20 protein-coding genes and 1 other RNA gene are annotated in these 21,128 nt (G+C 68.0%); 8 read left to right on the top strand and 13 right to left on the bottom strand.

The genetic code is table 11. The features are described 5' to 3' along the window. Positions 1-75 precede the first annotated feature (75 nt). Positions 76-663, bottom strand: a complete 588-nt coding sequence (hisB, locus tag ACUSIJ_RS25940; protein ID WP_449311313.1) for an imidazoleglycerol-phosphate dehydratase HisB — start codon at positions 661-663, stop codon at positions 76-78. Between the two features lie 189 nt (positions 664-852). Here hisB and hslV point away from each other — a divergent pair, with 189 nt between their 5' ends. Genes hslV through hslU form a run of 3 tightly spaced genes read left to right on the top strand, consistent with a single transcriptional unit; the run spans position 853 to position 3,847 of the window. Continuing rightward, entirely contained in the window at positions 853-1,428 is a 576-nt protein-coding gene (gene hslV / locus ACUSIJ_RS25935) for an ATP-dependent protease subunit HslV (RefSeq protein ID WP_449311312.1), read from the top strand. Further along, complete coding sequence (locus tag ACUSIJ_RS25930; RefSeq protein WP_449311311.1) at positions 1,425-2,543, top strand: hypothetical protein; 1,119 nt, start codon at positions 1,425-1,427, stop codon at positions 2,541-2,543. Before hslV ends, ACUSIJ_RS25930 begins: the two co-directional genes overlap by 4 nt. Then, complete coding sequence (hslU, locus tag ACUSIJ_RS25925; protein WP_449311310.1) at positions 2,540-3,847, top strand: ATP-dependent protease ATPase subunit HslU; 1,308 nt, start codon at positions 2,540-2,542, stop codon at positions 3,845-3,847. The genes ACUSIJ_RS25930 and hslU overlap by 4 nt, the downstream gene beginning before the upstream one ends. An 87-nt stretch (positions 3,848-3,934) precedes the next feature. Here the strand turns inward: hslU and ACUSIJ_RS25920 are convergent, their stop codons facing one another. Then, positions 3,935-4,657 (bottom strand): DUF1045 domain-containing protein, encoded by a 723-nt coding sequence (locus tag ACUSIJ_RS25920; protein ID WP_449311309.1) that lies wholly within the window; start codon positions 4,655-4,657, stop codon positions 3,935-3,937. 132 nt (positions 4,658-4,789) lie between these two features. On the opposite strand from ACUSIJ_RS25920, the gene ACUSIJ_RS25915 reads away from it, so the two are divergent. From ACUSIJ_RS25915 to ACUSIJ_RS25905, 3 genes are all read left to right on the top strand, one after another. Then, on the top strand, positions 4,790-5,050 hold the full coding sequence (locus tag ACUSIJ_RS25915) for a hypothetical protein (RefSeq protein ID WP_449311308.1): 261 nt from the start codon (positions 4,790-4,792) through the stop codon (positions 5,048-5,050). 98 nt (positions 5,051-5,148) lie between these two features. Further along, on the top strand, positions 5,149-6,228 hold the full coding sequence (locus tag ACUSIJ_RS25910; RefSeq protein WP_449311307.1) for a CobW family GTP-binding protein: 1,080 nt from the start codon (positions 5,149-5,151) through the stop codon (positions 6,226-6,228). 4 nt (positions 6,229-6,232) lie between these two features. Then, positions 6,233-7,249, top strand: coding sequence for a WD40 repeat domain-containing protein (locus ACUSIJ_RS25905; RefSeq protein WP_449311306.1), 1,017 nt, complete (start codon positions 6,233-6,235; stop codon positions 7,247-7,249). A 6-nt stretch (positions 7,250-7,255) separates the two neighbouring features. Here the strand turns inward: ACUSIJ_RS25905 and ACUSIJ_RS25900 are convergent, their stop codons facing one another. Together ACUSIJ_RS25900 and ACUSIJ_RS25895 are read right to left on the bottom strand one after the other, a co-directional pair. Beyond that, positions 7,256-8,224, bottom strand: coding sequence for a 2-hydroxyacid dehydrogenase (locus ACUSIJ_RS25900; protein ID WP_449311305.1), 969 nt, complete (start codon positions 8,222-8,224; stop codon positions 7,256-7,258). Between the two features lie 3 nt (positions 8,225-8,227). Next, positions 8,228-8,725 (bottom strand): MarR family winged helix-turn-helix transcriptional regulator, encoded by a 498-nt coding sequence (locus ACUSIJ_RS25895; protein WP_449311304.1) that lies wholly within the window; start codon positions 8,723-8,725, stop codon positions 8,228-8,230. A gap of 409 nt (positions 8,726-9,134) precedes the next feature. Between ACUSIJ_RS25895 and ACUSIJ_RS25890 the strand changes: the two genes are divergently transcribed. Beyond that, positions 9,135-9,926 (top strand): creatininase family protein, encoded by a 792-nt coding sequence (locus ACUSIJ_RS25890; protein WP_449311303.1) that lies wholly within the window; start codon positions 9,135-9,137, stop codon positions 9,924-9,926. A gap of 244 nt (positions 9,927-10,170) precedes the next feature. Here the strand turns inward: ACUSIJ_RS25890 and ACUSIJ_RS25885 are convergent, their stop codons facing one another. Next, positions 10,171-10,572, bottom strand: coding sequence for a MucR family transcriptional regulator (locus ACUSIJ_RS25885; protein ID WP_449311349.1), 402 nt, complete (start codon positions 10,570-10,572; stop codon positions 10,171-10,173). Between the two features lie 438 nt (positions 10,573-11,010). Further along, entirely contained in the window at positions 11,011-11,190 is a 180-nt protein-coding gene (locus tag ACUSIJ_RS25880; RefSeq protein WP_449311302.1) for a hypothetical protein, read from the bottom strand. A 482-nt stretch (positions 11,191-11,672) separates the two neighbouring features. Between ACUSIJ_RS25880 and ACUSIJ_RS25875 the strand changes: the two genes are divergently transcribed. After that, on the top strand, positions 11,673-13,205 hold the full coding sequence (locus ACUSIJ_RS25875; RefSeq protein ID WP_449311301.1) for a CYTH and CHAD domain-containing protein: 1,533 nt from the start codon (positions 11,673-11,675) through the stop codon (positions 13,203-13,205). Positions 13,206-13,212: 7 nt separating this feature from the next. Here ACUSIJ_RS25875 and recR read toward each other — a convergent pair whose 3' ends face one another. The 7 genes from recR to ACUSIJ_RS25840 form a co-directional block, all read right to left on the bottom strand. Beyond that, positions 13,213-13,815, bottom strand: coding sequence for a recombination mediator RecR (gene recR / locus ACUSIJ_RS25870; protein ID WP_449311300.1), 603 nt, complete (start codon positions 13,813-13,815; stop codon positions 13,213-13,215). Positions 13,816-13,823: 8 nt separating this feature from the next. Beyond that, on the bottom strand, positions 13,824-14,144 hold the full coding sequence (locus ACUSIJ_RS25865) for a YbaB/EbfC family nucleoid-associated protein (protein WP_449311299.1): 321 nt from the start codon (positions 14,142-14,144) through the stop codon (positions 13,824-13,826). A gap of 91 nt (positions 14,145-14,235) precedes the next feature. Next, the gene (locus tag ACUSIJ_RS25860; protein WP_449311298.1) at positions 14,236-16,017 is read right to left on the bottom strand and encodes a DNA polymerase III subunit gamma/tau; all 1,782 of its coding nucleotides are present in this window, start codon (positions 16,015-16,017) and stop codon (positions 14,236-14,238) included. 105 nt (positions 16,018-16,122) lie between these two features. Further along, positions 16,123-16,219, bottom strand: an RNA gene (ffs, locus tag ACUSIJ_RS25855) — signal recognition particle sRNA small type. Between the two features lie 46 nt (positions 16,220-16,265). Continuing rightward, on the bottom strand, positions 16,266-18,746 hold the full coding sequence (locus ACUSIJ_RS25850; protein ID WP_449311297.1) for a glycosyltransferase family 4 protein: 2,481 nt from the start codon (positions 18,744-18,746) through the stop codon (positions 16,266-16,268). A gap of 16 nt (positions 18,747-18,762) precedes the next feature. After that, the gene (locus tag ACUSIJ_RS25845; protein ID WP_449311296.1) at positions 18,763-19,785 is read right to left on the bottom strand and encodes a glycosyltransferase family 4 protein; all 1,023 of its coding nucleotides are present in this window, start codon (positions 19,783-19,785) and stop codon (positions 18,763-18,765) included. Then, a partial coding sequence (locus ACUSIJ_RS25840) for a methyltransferase domain-containing protein (RefSeq protein WP_449311295.1) occupies positions 19,782-21,128 on the bottom strand: 1,347 nt, incomplete at its 5' end. The genes ACUSIJ_RS25840 and ACUSIJ_RS25845, both read right to left, overlap by 4 nt.

Below are 21,128 nucleotides of genomic sequence, written 5' to 3'. Positions count from 1 at the left end.
GTCTGGTCGATAAGAATTCGCTCAAAATCAAAAAGTTAGACGACGTTATCGTTTTCCATGAAATGATGACATCGTCTAGAGCGAACCCTTGGTCGAGGGAACGCGCTCGCCCTCGCGCGGATCGCGGCTCACCGCCTTGCGCAGCGCCCGCGCCAGCCCCTTGAAGCTGCTCTCGGCGATATGGTGCGCGTTCTCGCCATAGAGCGTTTCGACGTGCAGCGTCAGCCCGGCGTTGATGGTGAACGCCTGGAACCACTCGCGCACCAGCTCGGTATCGAAAGCGCCGATCTTCTCGCGCGCGAATTCCGTCCGGAACACCAGGAACGGCCGACCGGAGATATCGACGGCGACGCGCGTCAGCGTCTCGTCCATGGGCAGATGCACGTCGGCGTAGCGGGTGATGCCGCGCTTGTCGCCGAGCGCCTTGCGGAACGCCTCGCCGAGCGCGATGCCGGTATCCTCCACCGTGTGGTGCTGGTCGATGTGCAGGTCGCCCGTCACCTTCACCTTGAGATCGAACAGCGCATGGCGGGCGAAGAGATCGAGCATGTGGTCGAAGAAGCCCACGCCCGTCGTGATCTCGGCCTGGCCCGTGCCGTCGAGATCGAGGCTGACGGCCACATCGGTTTCCTTGGTGCGTCGTTCCACCGTGGCGCTGCGCATGGTAAGCAATACTCCAGTCGTTTGGCCGCTTGTAGCAAGAGTTCGCGCCCCGCGCCAGAGCGGCTCACCTGCACCTTTTCCGATTCCGGTTCGCAAGGGCAGTTGCATTGTGTGGTTTGCATTGCCCGAAAAGGCGCTTACATGTTGGGCCTCGCATCGAGGCAACAGGGTCCATAAGGCACAGCGTGCATGCAAGACAATCGTGACGGTCAGTTCCACGCCACAACAATTCTCATGGTCCGCAAGGGCGGGCGCGTCGTCATGGGCGGCGACGGGCAGGTCAGCCTCGGGCAGACCGTCGTCAAGGGCAACGCGCGCAAGGTGCGCCGGCTCGCCAAGGGCAGCGTCGTATGCGGTTTTGCCGGCGCGACGGCCGACGCCTTCACCCTGTTCGAACGCCTCGAGGCCAAGCTCGAGCAATATCCCGGCCAGCTGACGCGCGCCTGCGTCGAGCTCGCCAAGGACTGGCGCACCGACCGCTTCCTGCGGCGGCTCGAGGCCATGATGCTCGTCGCCGACCGCGAGGTCGGGCTGCTCATTTCCGGCACCGGCGACGTGCTGGAGCCGGAGCTGCACCACGGCGCGGCAATCATGGCCATCGGCTCGGGCGGCAATTACGCGCTCGCCGCCGCACGCGCCCTGGCCGATTCGCCCCACGACGCCGAGGAGATCGTGCGCCGTTCCATGGCCATCGCCGCCGAGATCTGCGTCTACACCAACACGAGCCTCGTCATCGAGGCGCTGGAGGCGGCGGAGCCCACATGATCGCCCCCCAAGTCCTCTCGGCCGCCGTGGAGCGGGGCATCCTGCGCCCCGAACAGGCGACGGCGCTGACCGAGCTGGCGGCGGAACTCGCCGCTGGCGAAAGGACCGCCGCCGAACCCGTCCCGGACGACGAGAAACTGCGCTTCATCAGCGGCTTCAACGATATTTTCGTCAGCATCGGCATTGGCCTGTTCCTCGGCGCGGTGATCCTGCTCTTCGGCGAGAACGTCGGCGACATCGCCGCCTGCGCCGCCGTCGCCACCTCGTCGTGGGCGCTGGCGGAACTGTTCAGCCGCCGCCGGCGCATGGCCCTGCCGAGCATCCTGCTGCTCGCCGCCTTCGCGGGATCGGTGCTGCTCGGCCTCATCTGGTGGCTGTCGCCGCTCATTGGCGATGCGGCGCGAGCGGGCGTCCTCTCGCTTGATCCCTTCGTCGAGGAGACGCCTGCCGTCGTGGTCGCCGCGGCGCTGCTGACCTTCGCTGCGGTGGCGCTGCACTACTGGCGTTTCCGCGTGCCGATCACCATCGCCGCCGGCGCGGGCACGCTCGCGCTCGCGGGCATCGCCGCGGTGCTGCTGGTCGCCCCCGAATGGGGCTTCGCGCATCTGACCGGCCTGCTGCTCGCCGGCGGGCTGATGGTGTTCGCCCTCGCCGCGCATTTCGACCTCGGGGACCTCACGCGCACCTCGCGGCGCACGGACATCGCGTTCTGGCTGCATCTGCTCGCCGCCTCGATGATCATCCACCCGATCGTCACCGTCGTCGTCGGCGACATCAGCCTCGACCGCCTCGACCGCGAGGCGGCGCTGATGATTCTCGCCACGCTCGCAGTGCTGAGCCTCGTCGCGCTCGCCATCGACCGGCGCGCGATCCTGAGCGCGGGGCTGATCTACGCCGGCTTCGCCTTCTACGCGCTGATCGAGAACGCCGACTTTTCGTCCAGCACCTTTGGCCTCGCCGTGCTCGCGCTCGGCGCCTACGTGCTGGCGATCAGCGCCCTGTGGCGGCCCCTTCGCAACGGCCTGCTGCGACTGCTGCCCGACAGCGTCGTGCACAGGCTTCCCCGACCGGTTCTTTCCAGAGCCGATTCCTTCCAGAGCACAGTGGCCCGATGACCAATTTTTCCCCCCGCGAGATCGTTTCCGAACTCGACCGCCACATCGTCGGCCAGCGCGATGCCAAGCGCGCGGTGGCGATCGCGCTGCGCAACCGCTGGCGCCGCCAGCAGCTCACCGGCCCGCTGCGCGAGGAGGTGCTGCCGAAGAACATCCTCATGATCGGCCCCACCGGCTGCGGCAAGACGGAGATCTCGCGCCGCCTCGCCAGGCTCGCCGGCGCGCCGTTCCTGAAGGTCGAGGCCACCAAGTTCACCGAGGTGGGCTATGTCGGCCGCGACGTGGAACAGATCGTGCGCGACCTCGTGGAGGTCGCCATCGGCCTGGTGCGCGAGACGAAGCGCAAGGACGTCAAGGCCAAGGCGCAGATGGCGGCGGAGGAGCGCGTGCTCGACGCGCTGGTCGGCGCCACCGCGAGCCAGACCACCCGCGACGCCTTCCGCCGCAAGCTCCGGGCGGGCGAGCTCGACGACAAGGAAATCGAGATCGAGGTGCAGGCGCAAGCCGCCGGCCTGCCCATGTTCGACCTGCCCGGCATGCCGGGCGCGTCCGTGGGGGCGATTTCGCTCGGTGACATTTTCGGCAAGCTCGGCGGCGGACGGGCGCGCACGCGCCGCCTCAACGTGCGCGACGCCTACGAGCCGCTGATCACCGAGGAAAGCGACAAGCTGCTCGACCAGGACAGCATCGTCCAGCAGGCGATTCGCGAGACCGAGGAGAACGGCATCGTCTTCCTCGACGAGATCGACAAGATCTGCGCCCGCGAGGGCCGCTCGGGCGCGGACGTGTCGCGCGAGGGCGTGCAGCGCGACCTGCTGCCGCTGATCGAGGGCACCACCGTCTCGACCAAGCACGGCACGGTGAAGACGGACCACATCCTGTTCATCGCCTCGGGCGCGTTCCATGTGGCGAAGCCGTCCGACCTGCTGCCGGAGCTGCAGGGTCGCCTGCCGATCCGGGTGGAGCTGTCGCCGCTCGACGAGGAGGACTTCCGCCGCATCCTCACCGAGACCGAGGCGAGCCTCATCAAGCAGTCGGTGGCGCTGCTCGCCACCGAGGGCGTGACGCTCGTCTTCACGGACGACGCCATCAACGCCATCGCGCGCGTCGCGGTGGAGGTGAACGCCTCGATCGAGAACATCGGCGCGCGCCGCCTTCAGACGGTGATCGAGCGGGTGCTCGACGACATCTCCTTCACCGCCCCCGACCGCTCCGGCGAGACGGTGACCATCGACGGCGATTTCGTGCGCGGCGGCGTCGGCGATCTGGCGAAGAACGCCGACCTCAGCCGGTTCATTCTCTGACGTTACGCATCAAACCAGAAAGTGTGCGCACTTTTTGGAAAAATCTGATGCGTTAACAAATGGATAGAGCAGAATTGCGATTTTGCTCTATCCGCCAAGCGGGGCGCGGGCGAGCACCTTGAAGCGGGCCGCCCCCGCCGCCTGCCGGTAGAGCGCCAGCGCGTCGAAGCGCGCCGGCTCGCCGCCGACATGTTGCGCATGGAGCGCCGCAAGCCCGGCGCGCGCCGTCTCCACCTGGTCCTCGGGCACGCGGCCGGTCAGGGTCAGGTGGAAGCGGAAATTCTCCAGCACGAAGGGATAGCCGTAGCGATTGAGGCATTCGCGCTGGCGCGACGTCAGCGTTTCCGGCAGACGGCGGGCGAATTCCTTGTCGGTCAGCGGCGCGCGGAAGGGCTCGAACGCCTCCACGACCGCGGGCTCCAGCTCCACCAGGGCGGGCGTCGGCCGCGATTCGACGAGCGCGACGAACGCCCCCTCCCCCGCCCGCGCATCGACGGCGGCGACATCGAGCCTTGCCAGCTCGAAAGCGGGCCGTTCCGCCGCGAACCGGCCGAGCGCCTCGATGAGCGCTTCTTCCGTCTGCCCCTCCGCCAGCCGGAACGGGGCCTTGATCGTGGCGTGAAAGGCGTAGACGCGCGGATCGGCGGTCAGCAGCCGCCAGGTGGGCTTGTCGAACCCCGCCGGCACGATCTGGGGAACCTCCTCCCCGGTTGCGCCGTCATAGCCCAGTACGGCGGATCCGAAGCGCCAGAGCGCGCTTTCCGGAGGCGGGGCGTAATAAATCGCATAGCGGTCTGCCTGGGAACTCATGACATCTTATCCTCGCGGTTTGTCCTCATTCATCCGGCGACGGGCGCAGCAAACACCGTAATGCCGTCTTGCGTCAATGCGGTGATCCGGGCTAACTGATCGTCGAATAGTCTGTACCGGAGAGAAACCCCCTTGGCCGAAAAACCGCTGGCTGATTCCGCCGCGCCCCTGGGCGTCAAGAGCCTGATCACGGTCGTGAGCACCATCGTCCTTGTGGCGGCGGAGTTTTTCGCCCTTGCGCTCGCGGCCGGGTGGGCGATTGCGGGCCTGCTCGAGCTGGGCGAGATTTTCGAATACGTCTTCATGGCCGCCTTCAGCGTGCTCGCCGCCTGGGCGACGTTTCGCTTCGCCCGCAGCGCCTGGCGCCTCGAGGGCGAGCACCGCCATTCCTGACGGCACAGCGGCCGCATCATGACCGCCCTTCCCTTTTTGCCGGCGCGAACGATATAACATCGATAACGAAGGATCGTCACGCGCCTGCGGAGCATTTCATGAGCGACAAGATTCCCGTCACGGTTCTCACCGGCTATCTCGGCGCGGGCAAGACCACGCTGCTGAACCGCATCCTCAGCGAGGAGCACGGCCGCCGCTATGCCGTGATCGTCAACGAATTCGGCGAGATCGGCATCGACAACGACCTCATCGTCGGCGCGGACGAGGAAGTGTTCGAGATGAACAACGGCTGCATCTGCTGCACCGTGCGCGGCGACCTGATCCGCATCATCGAGGGCCTCGTCAAGCGGCGCGGCAAGTTCGACGCCATCATCGTCGAGACCACCGGCCTTGCCGATCCCGCCCCCGTGGCGCAGACCTTCTTCGTCGACAAGGATGTGTCCGAGCGCACACGGCTCGACGCCGTGGTGACGGTGGCGGACGCCAGATGGCTCAGTGACCGCCTCAAGGACGCGCCCGAGGCCAAGAATCAGATCGCCTTCGCCGATGTCATCGTGCTCAACAAGACCGACCTCGTCACGCAGGAGGAGCTTCAGGACGTGGTCGGCCGCATCCGCGCCATCAATCCCTATGCGAAGCTGCACAAGACTGAGCGCGCCGCCGTGCCGCTCGCCGAGGTGCTGGAGCGCAACGCCTTCGACCTCGACCGCATCCTGACGCTGGAGCCCGCCTTCCTCGAGGAGGAGGCGCACGAGCATCACCACGATCATGATCACGAGCACGGCCCCGATTGCGGCTGCGACCATCATCACGACCACGACCATCATGATCACCACGACCACGGCCACGGCCATCACGGCGGCCTCAAGCACTATCACGACGAGGACATGCAGTCGGTGGCGCTGACCGTTGCGGGCGACGTGATCCCGGAAAAGTTCCTGCCGTGGATCAACGATCTCGTGCAGCGCGAGGGGCCGAGCATCCTGCGCTCCAAGGGCATCCTCGCCTTCCGCGACGAACCGCGCCGCTTCGTGTTCCAGGGCGTGCACATGATTCTGGAAGGCGACCTGCAGCGCGAATGGAAGCCGGGCGAGAAGCGCGAATCGCGGATCGTGTTCATCGGCCGCGACCTCGACGAGCAGGCCATCCGCGAGGGCTTCCTCGCCTGCGCGGCGTAACGCGATGTCGGCGGTTTCCCTCCTCGACCGCGTCGCGGCCTTCGACGCGGGCGCCCACGTCACGGGCCTCGGCTGGCTCGGCGGTGTGGCGGCCTTCGCGCTCGGCGACGGCGGCGTGTGGCTCGATGCGGCGGGTGAGCGCCGGCGGGTGGAGGCGCACCCGGATGCGGGCGCGCTCGTCGCCGCCACCGGCGGCGGGCGCCTGATCACCGGCGGCGACGACGGACGCATCGCCGCGACCGGCGCCGACGGCATCATCGAGACGTTGGTCGACGAGAAGGGCCGCTGGATCACGGCGCTGGCCGCCCGCCCGGACGGGGCGCTGGCGTGGAGTACGGGCAGGGAGGTGAAGGCCCGCGACGCCAAGGGGCGCGGGGCTTGGGGCCGCGGGGCTTGGGGGTGCGAAACCGCGATCACCGTCGCCACCACCGCCCAGGGCCTCGACTTCGCGGGCAAGGGCTATCGCCTCGCCATATCCCACTACAACGGCGCGACGCTGTGGTATCCGGCAGTGGAGAACGGCGTCGAGACGCTGACGTGGAAGGGATCGCACCTCGACGTCACCTTCTCGCCCGACGGGCAATACGTCGTCACCTCGATGCAGGAGAACACCCTGCACGGCTGGCGGCTGAAGGACGGCAAGGACATGCGCATGGCCGGCTACCCGGCCAAGACGCGTTCCTTCAGCTGGTCGCACGACGGCGACTGGCTGGCGACGTCGGGGGCGGAAGCGGCCATCGTCTGGCCCTTCGCCAAGGGCGGGCCGATGGGCAAGGCCCCGCGCGAATGCGGCGTGCGCCAGGAGATCGTCACCCGTGTCGCCTTCCATCCGGCGGCCCTGGTGCTGGCGGCCGGCTATGCCGACGGCGCGGTGCTGATGATCCGGCTGACCGACGCCGCCGAACTCATGGCGCGCGCGCCCGACGGTTCGCCCGTGACCGCGCTCGCCTGGGATGCGAAGGGCGCGCGGCTTGCCTTCGGCACGGAAGGCGGCGGCGCGGGCATCCTCACACTGCCCTGATCGGCCTCATTTAACAGCCGTCGGCCATGGCGTTTCGGACACGGGCGTCAGCGGCCCCTTGCCGGCAAACCACGAACGCAGGTTGTCCACCATCACCCGGCCCATGGCATCACGCGTATGCACCGACGCCGAGCCGACGTGCGGCAGCAGCACCGCCTGCTCGATGGCCTTGAGCGCCTCGGGCACGTGCGGCTCGTCCTCGAACACGTCGAGGCCGGCGGACAGGATCTCGCCCCGCTCCAGCGCGCCGATCAGCGCCGCCTCGTCCACGGTGCTGCCGCGGCCGATATTGATCAGGATGCCCTCCGGGCCGAGCGCCGTCAGCACCTGCGCGTTCACCGCATGGTGCGTGCTGTCGCCCCCCGGCGTGGCGACGACGAGCACGTCCGCCGCCGCCGCGAGCTCCTCCAGCGTGCCGATGTAGCGGAAGGGCACGTCATCGCGCGGGTTGCGGTTGTGGTAGACGATCGTCACGCCGAAGGCGGCGAGCCGGTGCGCGATGGCGAGCCCGATGCGGCCGAGGCCGAATATGCCGATGGTGCGCTCGCGCAGGGTGGCGGTGAACGGAAACGGCCTCTCCAGCCATTTTCCGGCGCGCAGGTAGCGATCCGCCTGCGGGATCTGCCGGATGGTGGCGAGCAGCAGGCCCACGGTGAGATCCGCCACCTCGTCCGTCAGCACGTCCGGTGTGTTGGTCACGACGATGCCGCGCTGGGCCGCGGCCGCAACGTCGATGTTGTCATAGCCGACACCGAAACCGGCAATGATCTCCAGCGCCGGCAGGGCATCGATCAGGTCCGCGGGTACCGGCAAGCCGTTCGTCGCGGCGATGGCCCGGATGCGGGCGCCGTCGCGCGCCAGCCATGCCGTCCGATCGACGATTTCCGTCAGCCCGTGGACCGTGAATCCGTCGGCGAGCGCCTTCTGGGCGGACGGCACGATGGTGCCGGTCAATAGTATGTCGATGGTCGTCATGCCCTACTCTATCACGTCGCTGGCATCGTCGCCGTCATCATCGCCGTCCTCGTCGCCGTGGTCGAGCGCCTGGGCGCCGGCGAGGTTGCGCGCGGCCCGGCGCAACAGCTTGCGCAGGCGCTTGCGCTCCTTGTTGTCGAAGTCCTCGAGCAGTTCGTTCTCGACCTCGACCCACAGCTTGTCGATGGCGACGGCGCGGGCCGCGCCCTCCGGCGTGAGCCGGACGATGACGATGCGCGCGTCACCCGGCTCGGCGATCCGCTCCACCAGTCCCTGGGCAGCGAGGCGCGCCACCGTCTTCGAGGCGGTGGGCGGCTTGACGCGCAGGATATAGGCGAGTTCGCCCATCGTCATGGCGTCGACGGTGGACAGCGCATGCAGGACCTGTTCCTGGCCGGGGAACAGCCCCAGCGCCGTCAGGCGTTCTCCGATACGCGTGCGATGCAGGCGCGCGGCGTGGACAAGTGCCCAACCGACGGTCTTCGCAACAGGGTGCTTCATCGTCCCCTCCCGTTGAAGGCAGAGCTCGGGCATGCGCCCACCGGCCGGCCCGGGCTGCGTCGTCCGCGACCAGGTGCCGGAACGGGCCGACGTCAGGATTGAACCAGATACTTTCCCGACGCAAGCATCTCTTCGCACCGGAAACCGGGCGATCGCGGCGGCAGACTACCGGCCCTCGCCATGCCAGCGGCCGGAACTGCCACCGGACGAGCGATATCGTCATGCGAAGCTGATAGGTTGCCGTCGAAACAATGCAGTCTATCTCATGACGCGGAAATGACGATCGCCGCAACGTCGATGAGGCTTGCACAGACCTGTCAACACGTTGCATGGTTAACCGGTTGTTCCGACTCAAGTTTCATCGGCAACGGACGATCGGAACCGCCGGCCGACGACAGGACATTTCGCCATGCCCTCCTCACATCGCTGGGCGGATCTGGCAACGACGGATTTCGAGGCCGGAAAGCTGTGCAACGCCATCGCGGTGCTTCCCGTGGCGGCCGTCGAGCAGCACGGCCCGCATCTGCCGCTGGGCACCGACCTCATGATCATGGAAGGCTATCTGGAGCGCGTCCACGCCCTGCTCGACGACAGCCTGCCGGTGCTGATCCTGCCGATCCAGTCCGTCGGGCTGTCGAACGAGCACCTCGCCTTTCCCGGCACGCTCAGCCTGCGGCCGGAAACCGCGATCCGGGCCTGGACCGATATCGGCGAGAGCCTGCATCGGGCCGGCTGCGGGAAGCTGCTCTTCGTCAGTTCGCACGGCGGCAACTCGCCGGTCATCGACATCGTCGCGCGCGACCTCAGGGTGCGGCTCGGCATGACGACAGCCGCCGTCTCCTGGCAGCGATTCGGCTATCCGGAGAACCTCTTCGACAGCGCGGAAATCCGGCACGGCATCCACGGCGGCGACATCGAGACGTCGCTGATGCTCGCCTTCCGGCCGGATCTGGTGCGCGGCGGCGAATCACGTGATTTCGCCTCCCGCGGCGCGGAGCTGGCGCAGCAATACCGCTACCTCAGCGCCGGCCGGCCGGCGGGTCTCGGCTGGATGAGTCAGGACCTCAATCCGGCGGGCGCCATCGGTAACGCCTCCGCCGCCTCGCGTGAGAAAGGCGAGGCCGCGGCCGCCTACGGCGCCCGGGCCTTCGTCAGACTGCTGGAGGAACTGCGCGATTTCGAGCTGCGCCCCGCTCCCTGAACCGGGTGCGCCCGGAGCGCGAATCGCGCGTCGTTACGGCATGATCCCTGAACGCTCCTCGTTCGGGGATCATGCGCAATCGCACAAGAATATCCGGTCGGATAGCCGCCGCCCCGCTCCGGCGCGGCATTTGCCGATCCGGCCGGATCGGTCAATGCTGTAGAGCGTGTCATCATTTCACGGAAACGCTGACACGCTCTCACTCTTTGATGTCGGGCGAATTCTTATCCGGTCGGAACGCGCTCTAGTCGGCGATGCCGGCGGCGCGGCGCGCCAGCATGGCGCGGGTGGCAGAGTAGTTCGGTGCCACCATCGGATAATTGGGCGGCAGGCCCCATTTGTCGCGGTATTGCTGCGGCGTCATCTTGTAATGCGCGGCGAGGTGGCGCTTGAGCGACTTGTACTTCTTACCGTCCTCGAGGCAGATGATGTATTCGTCGGTGACGGAGGCCTCGATCGGCACCGCCGGTTCGGGCTTCGGTTCCGGCTCGGGCGCGCCCTGGCTGAGACGGTCGAGTGTGGTGTGCACGGCCTGCACGATGGAGATCAGTCCGTCCGCGGACAGTTTATTGAAAGATACATAGGATTTGACGACAGAGCGGGTAATTTCCGCCGTGGTAAGACCTTCACGTTCGGCCGTTGCCATAATTAAACACTCCACTGGATCAATTTCATGTCGCCCCGTCGGCAATTGCGCCGGAATCGACAGCGATTGGGTTGACATTGTTGCCGCCACCGCTGTTCCACGCTCAGAAAACGGCTTTCGGCAATGGAATAAGACATACAATTCAATTCGCGGCCCCCCGTACCCGTATTCACTACCGGAATACAAAGAACGGAGCGCCCAAAAGACCGTACAGAACACCAAATTTGGGGGGGAGAACCGGCAATACAGCATACTCACGTGGCGCCAAAGCCGGTGAGCCACCCACCTTTCCTTGCGCCAAATGTTGTGCGCCGACATCTGTTCTTCGGAAGAAACAGTTCCTGTGGAACAGTGCATTGTCGACAAAAACATCTGGTGACCCTGTCGATGACCTGGAAGAGCCGATGACCTGGAGAAGCGCGCCGCAACGCCGGACTGTCAGGAAGAGCGCGACGCGTCGTTCCAGCCCGCAACATAGACCTGGGACAACACCCTTTCCGCCAATGCCCTCTGCTTGTTCCATCCGATGGTGGAACGGCTCGTGCCACGGCCATCGGCAATGTCGATAGCCGCCTCGGCGATCAGCCGCCGCGCCTCCACGGATATCCCGGGATACAATCCCTCTCCATCCGCGACACCAGTGACAGACACAACGTCGTAAATTGCGTTCACAGCACACCCCACTTTAACTGTGCATCAGTAGTCCCTGAACTCGCCTCCCGATGATATTTTTTTCATCCTGATGATATTTTCACTGTGTTGGTGCCATCTGTTCCCCAGCAATGGCCAGGTATGCACGCGCCATGCCCTGCCGGCACTCGCACAAGTATCGTTTTGCGCCGGACACGGAGGTAACTCTTCATGACTGGATACTTCGTCACAATATCGTCACACATGAAACGCCTGACATGATTGCACTATTTGCGACAGTTATGACGTTTGTCAAGCGTCATTTTCGCCACAACGCTTAACATCTGTGCAACCAACAAAGTGTCGTGGTATTTGCTCACAATGAACCCGGGCAGAACATTCGAACCGTTGTATTCGTTGGCGGTTCGTGCAGGATCGTCCGCGAGCGGCAAGGAAAGGGGTACGGAGAAATGGCCGAAGAGATAGAGCTGAAGCTGACGCTGGCCCCGGCCTCGCTGCAACGGCTGTCCGCGCACCCGGTCTTTCAGCGTCTCCCCATCCTGCGCCGGACGGCGAGCCGGCTGCGCTCCGTCTATTTCGACACGCCCGATCGCGCGTTGCGCAACGCGGGCATATCGGCCCGCATCCGGCGCGACGGCGAACAGGCGATCCAGACCATCAAGGCGGCGCGCGCGCCCGAGGGGCTTTTGACGGAGCGCGACGAATGGGAGCATCCGGTCAGCGGGCTCAAGCTCGATTTCTCCCACGCCGAAAAGACGGCGCTGGCGCCGTTCGTCGCCGACGCCGGCCAGCGCGCGGCCCTCAAGCCCCTGTTCACGGTCGAGGTGGACCGCGAGACGGTGACGATCGGCTACAACGGCTCCACGATAGAGGCCGCCCTCGATGACGGCAGGGTGAGGGCGGCGCGCAGGGTCCGCCGTTTCGCCGAGGTGGAGCTCGAGCTCAAGTCCGGCAATCCGGCCGATCTCTTCGCGCTGGCGCGCGCCATCGCGGCGATCGTCACCGTGCGCCCGAGCAGCCTCACCAAGCCCGACCGCGGCTACAACCTCATCGACGGCCGCCAGCCCGAGGTCACCAAGTCCCGGCCGGTGCCGATCGAACCGGGCACGCCCGCCGGCGAGGCGTTCCGCATCATCGCCCGTTCCTGCCTGAAGCAATATCTCGCCAACGAGGCGGTCCTGCTGCGCGAGCGGGCGCCGGGCGCCGTGCACCAGGCGCGCGTCGCGCTGCGCCGCCTCCGGGCCGCCATTTCGGTTTTCAGAACCGTCGTCGACGACAGGGAGCGCACCTTCATCAGCGGCGAGCTGCGCTGGATGGCGGGCCGCCTCGGCGACGCGCGCGACATCGACGTCTACATCGAGAACGTGCTCGTGCCGGCGCAGGCGGAACACGCCGGCGACCCGGCGTTCACGGATCTCGTCACCACCTACGACGCCAGGCGCGAACGCGCCTACGACACGGCGCGGCGCACGCTCTCCTCGCGCCGGCTGGCCCGGGCCATCATCGCCACGCTCGCCTGGATCGAAGCGGGAGCGTGGACCCGGACCACGGCCAAGAAAGCCGTCAAGCGGCGCGAACGGCCGATCGAGAAATTCGCCGCCAAGCAGCTCTCGCGCCGGCGCGACAAGATCCTCAAATCCGCCGAGGACATTGCCTCGCTCCCGCCCGAGGATCGCCACGAGGTGCGCATCGAATTGAAGAAGCTGCGCTATTCGGCCGAGTTCTTCGCCGGCCTGTTCCACGACGGCGAGGCGCGCAAGCTGCTCAAGGCGGAGGTGTCGGCCATGTCGAAACTCCAGGATCTGCTCGGCGAGCTCAACGACATCGCGGTGGCGCGCGAGCGCGAGGCCGTGTCGGAAGCGGAACAGACGCTGCGCGACGAACACGCGGCGCACGAGCAGGAGCTGCTGGCGAAAGTCGAGCGCGTCTTCGCCACGTTCAGGGAGAGCGAGCCGTTCTGGAACGCCGGCGACGACGCCTGACGCGCTCTCAGACCGCCCCCCGCCGCCTGATGGCGGCGGCCAGGGTCCCGTCGTCGAGGTAGTCGAGTTCGCCCCCCACCGGCACGCCGTGGGCCAGGCGCGTGACGCGCACCGGCAGGTCCGACAGGATCGAGGTGATGTAGTGCGCCGTCGTCTGCCCGTCCACGGTGGCGTTGAGCGCCAGGATCACCTCGCCCACGCCGCCGCCGGCGACCCGCTCGTGCAGCCCGGCGAGGTTCAGGTCCTCGGGCCGCACGCCGTCCAGCGCCGAAATCACGCCGCCGAGGACGTGATAGCGCGCACGCACCGCCCCCGAGCGCTCCAGCGCCCACAGGTCCGAGACATCGGCGACGACCACGAGGATCGACGCGTCACGCGTCGCATCGGTGCAGATGGCGCAGGGGTCGGACGTGTCGACGTTGCCGCAGGTGGCGCACACCTTCACGCGCTCGCTCACCTGCACCATGGCCTCGGCGAGCGGGGCGAGCAGCGCTTCGCGCCGCTTCACCAGCATCAGCGCCGCGCGCCGCGCCGAACGCGGCCCGAGCCCCGGCAGGCGGGCCAGCAACTGGATCAGACGCTCGATCTCGGGACCGGCGGGCGACGCCATCGGCCGCCTCAGAACAGCTTCAGGCCGGGCGGAATCGGCAGACCCTTGGTCAGATCCGCGATGCGGTCCTGCATCACCCGTTCGCCCTTGGCGCGGGCGTCGTTGAGCGCCGCGACCACGAGGTCCTCGACGATCTCCTTGTCCTCGGGGGTGAGGATGGAGGGGTCGATCTGGACCGCCTTCACCTGCCCCTTGGCGGTGGCGGTGACCTTGACCGTGCCGCCGCCGGCCGTGCCCTCGACCTCGATCGAATCGAACTCGGCCTGCACGTCGGCCATCTTCTGCTGCAGGCTCTGGGCCTGCTTCATCAGTCCCATGATATCGCGCATGTCGTCTCTCCTGTCGGCCCGTCCGTCGAACTGAACCATTCGACCGGCCGGCACTCGCCGGCAATTCCCTCGCCCGGCAATGCTTCCGCGGTCAGTCGTCGATATAGGGGGTGGCGTCGTCCGAAGCGAGGCCGAATTCGTCGCGCGCCTCGCCCTCCGCGCCCGCATCCTGGCCGCCTTCGGGCGTTTCCACCGCAATATCCTGCACGCGCGTGATGATCGCGCCCGGAAACCGCGACAGCACCGCCTGCACCAGCGGATGCGCGCGCGCGTCCTCGCGCCGCTCGGCGGCCCGCGCCTGGGCCACCTCGGCGAGCGTCGGCACGCTCTGCGCCGCCTCGCTGGACGAGACCGCCACCACCCAGCGCCGGCCCGTCCATTCGTGCAGGCGCCGGCCGAGGTCGTTGGCGATGGCGGGGCTCGCGCCGGGCACCAGCGCGAACTCGATCAGGCCCTGTTCGTAACGGACGAGCCGCACGTCGCGCTCCAGCGCCCCCTTCAGGACGATGTCGCGATGCTCGCCGGCGAGTGCCACCACGTCCTCGAAGCGCGCCAGCCGAACTTCCTCGCGCGGCGCGGGCGTGGCCCGCTCCATCACCGGCTGCGGCTGCGGCCGGGAGGCGGCCAGCGCGAGACGCGCGCCACCGGCACCACCTCCTCCTGCGCCGCCGCCACCGGCGGGCGCACCGGGCGAGGCGGACAGGCCGCCGTCGCGCAGCAGGCGCAGCGCCTCCTCGGGCGACGGCAGGTCGGCGGCATAGGCGAGACGTACCAGCACCATCTCGGCCGCCGCGAGCGCCTGCGCCGCCGCCTGCACTTCCGGCAGGCCGCGCACCAGGATCTGCCACGCCCGCGACAGCACGCGCACGGAGAGCCCCGCGGCGAGTTCGGCGCCGCGCGTGCGCTCCACGTCGGTCAGCGCGGCGTCGTTCGCCGCCTCGGGCACCAGCTTGAGACGGGTGACGAGATGGGTGAAGGCGGCGAGATCGGCGAGCACCACCGCAGGATCCGCCCCGGCCTCGTACTGGGAGGAGAGTTCGGCGAGCGCCGCGGCGATGTCGCCGCGCATCAGCGCCTCGAACAGGTCGATCACCCGGCCCCGGTCGGCGAGGCCGAGCATGGCCTTCACCTCCTCGACGCCGACCCGGCCCGCGCCGTGGGCGATGGCCTGGTCGAGCAGCGACAGCGAATCACGCACCGAGCCCTCGGCCGCGCGTGCGATCAGCGCCAGCGCCTCGTCGTCGAAGGCGACGCTCTCGGCGGCGCAGATCGCCGCCAGATGCCGCCTCAGCGTCGCCGCGTCGATGCGGCGCAGGTCGAATCGCTGGCAACGGGAGAGGATCGTCACCGGCACCTTGCGGATTTCCGTCGTCGCGAACACGAACTTGGCGTGCGGGGGCGGCTCCTCCAGCGTCTTCAGGAAGGCGTTGAACGCCTTCTCCGACAGCATGTGCACCTCGTCGATGATGTACACCTTGTAGCGCGCGCTCACCGGCGCGTAGCGGATGCCGTCGATGATCTGGCGCACGTCGTCGATGCCGGTGTGGGAGGCCGCGTCCATCTCCATCACGTCGACATGGCGCGATTCCATGATCGCGTCGCAGTGCAGGCCCGGCTCGCCGAGCCTGACGGTGGGTCCGCCCGACCCGTCGGCCAAGGCATAGTTGAGGGCGCGGGCGAGGATGCGGGCGGTCGTCGTCTTGCCGACGCCGCGCACGCCGGTCAGCATCCATGCCTGGGGAATCCGCCCGGCCTCGAAGGCGTTCGACAGGGTTCTGACCATGGCTTCCTGCCCGATCAGATCATCGAAGCTGCGGGGGCGGTACTTGCGGGCGAGGACACGATAGGGGGCGGCGTTGGGCGAATCGGTCACGGCACCATCCGGGCGGAAGCATCATGCCGAAAGCATGCGCTTTCGAGAAAAATCCGATGCATGAACAAACAGTCGGGCCAGCAGCCCCGGTCGGGCCCCGCGCAAGGTGGGAGGCTGGACGAAGACCCGCCCGGTCTCGTTAGGGCTGCTTCCTTCCGGACCTGACCCGGTTGGCGAGTGGAACGTCCAACGCCAACCTCCCGCGTCCTATATCGGAGAAAACAACGCCCGACGCAAGGCCGCCGGCCTCAGAAAGCGATCCGTTCCACGATCGCCCGCCATGTCAGGTGGTCGCGGACATGGGCGAAGGCGTTGGCGACGATGCCGTCATAGGCGCCGACGCCCTCGTCCGCGATGCGGTTGAGCGCCTCCGCCATGCGCTCGCGCTCGGCGACGATGACATGCACGCCGTCCATGAGGCCGCCGCCCGGCACCTCCTCGCCGCCGAGCCCCGCAAGGCCGACGGGCGTGGTGAGCACCAGCGCGCCGTGGGCGGCGTAGTCGATCACCTTGAGGTTGGTGCCCGCCCCCTGCGCCACCGGATTGATGCCGACGTCGGCGGCGGCGAAGATCGCCTGCATCTCGCCCTCGTCCACGGGGCCGAGGATGCGCACGTTGTCGGGCGGCGACGCCGCCTGAAGCTCGGCCGCCGCGCTCATCTTGCCCACGAGCCAGAACGTCCATTGCGGGCAGTCGCGGGCGATGTCGATGAGCGCCAGCGCGCCCTCGACATTGGGCGCGTGCCAGCTGCCGACGAAAAGCGCCAGCGGCCCCGCGACGCCGAGCCGCTGTTTCAGGGCCTCGCGCCGCTCGCGCTCCAGATGCGGGTCCTCGGGCAGGTCCGCGCCGTTGGGCGCCACCACGATCCGTTCCTCGGCCTTGCCGAACATGTCGCGGAAGACCGCCCGCTCGGCGTCGCTGACGGTCAGCACACGCTCGGCCCCCCACACGCATTCCCGCTCCAGCGCCGCGACCTGCGCCAGCACCGCGCGCCCGGCGGGCGTCGGGGGCAGGATCCTGTCCTTGAGCAGGGTCTCGACATTGTGCGCGTCATACCAGATCGGCCCCTCCCACGCCGCGCGCAGGAAGCGGTAGAGATAGGGATGGCTCGCGATCGCCAGCGAGGCCCCCTGAAGCCGGAGGCGCAGCTCATGGGCCAGCGCCGGCGTCAGGTGGCCGTAGAGGGTTGCCGAAATATCCGACACCGACGTCTCGTCGAGCAGCTTCGTCAACGCCCACTCGGCCTCGATATGCTTCCGGGATATGGGGATCCGAACCTCACGCAGACAGGGCCCGAACGCAATCTCCTCCGCAGGCTCGTCGTGGCGCAGGAGCGACACCATGGTGACGTCGGCGCGGGCGGCCAGTTCCCGCGCCAGCGCCCACAGCCGCCGCTTGCCGCCGGTGTCGACGGGCCACAGCGGATAGGTGTTGGCCATGACGACGCGCGGGCGCGGAACGGCAACGGCCGGGGGCAGCACCAGCGCCGTGCCGAGGCGGCTCCACGAGACCCGGCGCACGCGCTCGCGTCCCGCCGCACCCATGGCGAGCGCCCGCGCGGGGTCGGCGAGCAGTGCCTCGAAGGCGCCCGCCAGCGCCCCCGCGTCGGGTTCCGCGACGAGGCCGGTGACGCCGTCCTCCACGAACTCCAGCACGCCGCCGGCGTCCTTCACCGTCACCACCGGCCGCCCGGCCGCCAAGGCCTCGAGGGTGACGAGGCCGTAGTCCTCATCATAGGGCACGAAGGCCACCGCGAACGCCGTGCGGTAGTGGCGCGCCAGCTCCTCCTCGCTCACGCGGCCGACGAAGGAGATGCGGTTGTCGCCCCTCGCCATCAGGTCGAGCTCGCGGCGCTGCGGCCCGTCGCCGGCGATGACGAGGCGCGCGTCGCCCCTCACCCGCCGGAAAGCGTCGATGACGAGCGCGATCCGCTTGGCGTGATCGAGGCGGCTCACGGTGAAGAAGGTCGGCGCGATGCCGTCGAGCCCGCCGATCGCGGCAGCGTCCGCGGCCTCGCTCGCCTCTCCTTCGTTACCGTGTCCTTCGCTCTCATGCCCCTCGCTCCCATGCCCCTCGCTCCTCGGCGTCTCGCGCAGGATGGCAAGCGCGAGATCGGAGGGCACGTGCGCGACCTCCACCTCGGCGCCGGCGGGAAAATAATCGGCGCGGTTGCGCACGTTGTGCGAGATCGCGACGTACTTGCTGATCCGCTCCGGTGCGAGACCGATGGAATCGAACTTGTGCACCACGGCGCGGATCAGCGGCGCGGGCAGCGCCAGCCATTCCCGGGGCGGGCTGGCGGCGGCGAGGTTGACGATCTCGCCGAAGAGATCCGGCAGCAATCCGCGATCGGTCGAGGGGTGTTCGAGCAGGCGCCTCAGCGGCGCGAGCAGCGCATCGTCCGGCAGTGCCGCCGACATGTCCTTCGGCCACGTGTCGTAAAGGCCCCGCAGCCGATGCACCATGTATACCACGTGGTTGGGGTGCGCGGCCATCCAGGCCGGATACTTGCCCGAGATCACCATGTCGAAGTGCGACAGGTCGAGAGACGCGAACCGGCGGTACGAATCGACGATCTCGCAAAAATCGCGCTCCGGCGACGGCAGCTTGATCAGCTCGCAGACGTGGCGGGTGTCGTTGGCGAAGTAATGCGTCAGGCCGAGCCACAGGCGCTCCGCGCCACCGAAGGCGAACGGCACCGGGCTCGGGGCAATCACGGCAATCTTCATCTTCGGGCGCCCACTCTCACTCGGTCAGACGTTCGACGACGGAATCCCAGGAAATGCCGCTTTCCAGATAGCGGGCGAGGCCGAGCCGGCCCATGTCGCGCGCCCGCTCGCGGTCGTCCCAGAGCCGGTCCACCGCATCGGCGATGGCCTGCGGCGTCGGCGGAACGACGAAGCCGGTCGCCTCGTCCTCGACGAATTCGAGCGGCCCGCCCGAATCCGTGCAGGTGATCACGGGCTTGGCCGCAAGCTGCGCCTCGAGCGTGACGTAGCCGTAGTCCTCGTCGCACGGCGGATAGATCACCCCGAGGCAATTGGCGTAGTGGGCGAGCTTCTCGGAATCGGAGCAATCCTCCAGGATGGCGACCCGCCCGGCGAGATTGTGCTCGGCCACGAAGCGCTTGTTGGCGTCGAGCAGGCCGCCCCGCCCCGCCAGCACGCAGATGACCGGCGCGCGCCACAGCCTCGCCGCCTCCAGCACCAGCCCCTGGCGCTTCAACGCTTCCATGCGGCTCGGCAGGAACACGTAGTTGTAGGCCTCGCCCTGGCGGAAATGTTCCGCCAGCGGCGGCGGATGATACAGCGGCTCGGCTGCGAGGCCGTTGAAGCGCGACAGGCGGGCGCTGACGTTGCGCGAATTGGCGAAAAGACGCTCGGCCCGCGCCAGCACGCGGCTGTCGTAGGCCGGGATCAGCTCGTGCAGCCGCTTCACCGCGTCGCTCGGATCGTCGGGATAGAGATCGTACACGATGCGGTGCTGGTGCATGATCCACACGACATGGTGCGGATGATGCACGCCGTAGCCGGGAAACTGCAGGCTGATGACCTTGTCGACGCGCTGTCCGTTGGGGGCGGAGAGGTCGAGCGTCTCGCACCAGTCCATGAGGCGCTCGATGGAGACTTCGGGATGAAAGGTGAAGGGAAAGCGCAGCGTCTCGACCTCGTGCCCCCGCTCCCGCAACGCGGCGACCAGCCCGTCGAAATGATAGGTGGCGCCGCCGGTCAGAAACGGTGTGGCGTTGGCTGTGACGATCAGTCTCATCCGGAGACCGCCCCGGCCGCGACGCCGTTCTCCTTCTGCGCGCCCTGCCCGCTTTCGTCAGCACGCCCCTTGCGGGCGAGGATGGCGTAGTCCTGCGGGCCGTAGAGGTGGCCGTTGAGGCGATCGGCCGCTTGGCTGTCGACCGTGACCAGCGCCTCGGGCGGATAGGGGCGCAGGCGGGCGAAGTCGATCGTCTCGAAGCCGTGGAAGCGCGCCAGGAACGCCATGCTGGAGGGCGTCAGCGGATGGCGATGGGTCGGATCGTGATAGAAGGTGTGCGCCCCCACCAGAAGATTTTCGGGATTGGGCGTCTCGAACAGCATGAGCCCCCCCGGCTGCAGCGCCCGGTATGTCTCCTCGAACACCGAGAACAGGATCGGGAACGGCAGGTGCTCGATGATATGGAAGCCGCTGACCACCGACAGGCTGTTGTCCGGCAGCGCCCGCAGCGCCGAGAGCGCGTCGATGACGGTGGCGTCGAGGCCCTTGGCCCGGCAAATCCCGACCATGGTGGGGCTCAGATCGATGCCGCGCGCAGTATAGCCGTTCTCGCCAAGCAGCGACAGCCACTCGCCGCGCCCGCAGCCCAGATCGAGAATCGGGCCGTCGGCGACCGAGGTCACGGCCGCGATCGTCTCGAGATAATAGGCGAGGCCGGCCTTGATCTCGTCCTCGGGGCCGCGCATGGCGTCCTCGAACGCCAGATAGAAGGCGTCGAGGCGGGCATCGTCCGCCAGCACGGCGGCGCCGCTGTCGAACCGGGTCCGGATGCCGAGACTGTCGTAGAAGGCGCTCACGTGATCGCGCGCCTCCATGGCGATGTCCGCCGCGAGCGAAGCCCGGATCCCGTTCTCCGCCCGCCGCAGCCAGCCGCGCAGCGCCCGCGCGAGGAACCGCAGCGGCGTGCGCTCGATCCGGTGCGCCGCCTGGTAAACCTTCCGGTATCGGCGCAGGTCGCCGTCGTCGACCCCGCGCCTGCGGAACTCGGGCGACAGCGTGATGTCGCACAGGATCTCCAGCCGCCCGCGGCCCGCATTGAGCTGGGAGCGGTAGCTCTCCAGCCCCGCGGGATCGATGTTACGGTCGAGCAGCACGCGGTAGGCGGCGCTGAGGAAGCTGTCGCCGCGCTCCAGCAGCAGCCGCGGCCAGTAGCCGAATTCGCCGAGCGGCGCGGGCGCGGCGCCCTGATAGGCCGCGTCCTCGTTCCTGACACGCAGCGGCGAGGTCGCCAGCGCCACACCGAGCACCCGCAGCCGCTCCTTGAGAATGCGGATGTCGCCCTCGGCCTTGTCGACGGTCGCCACGCGGCCCTGCTGCAGCGCGATCGCGGGGGGGGGGGGGGG

The organism is Pseudochelatococcus sp. B33 (genome assembly GCF_053570585.1).
The sequence above is the reverse complement of the archived record's forward strand: the minus strand, read 5'-3'. Positions and strand labels throughout refer to the sequence as shown.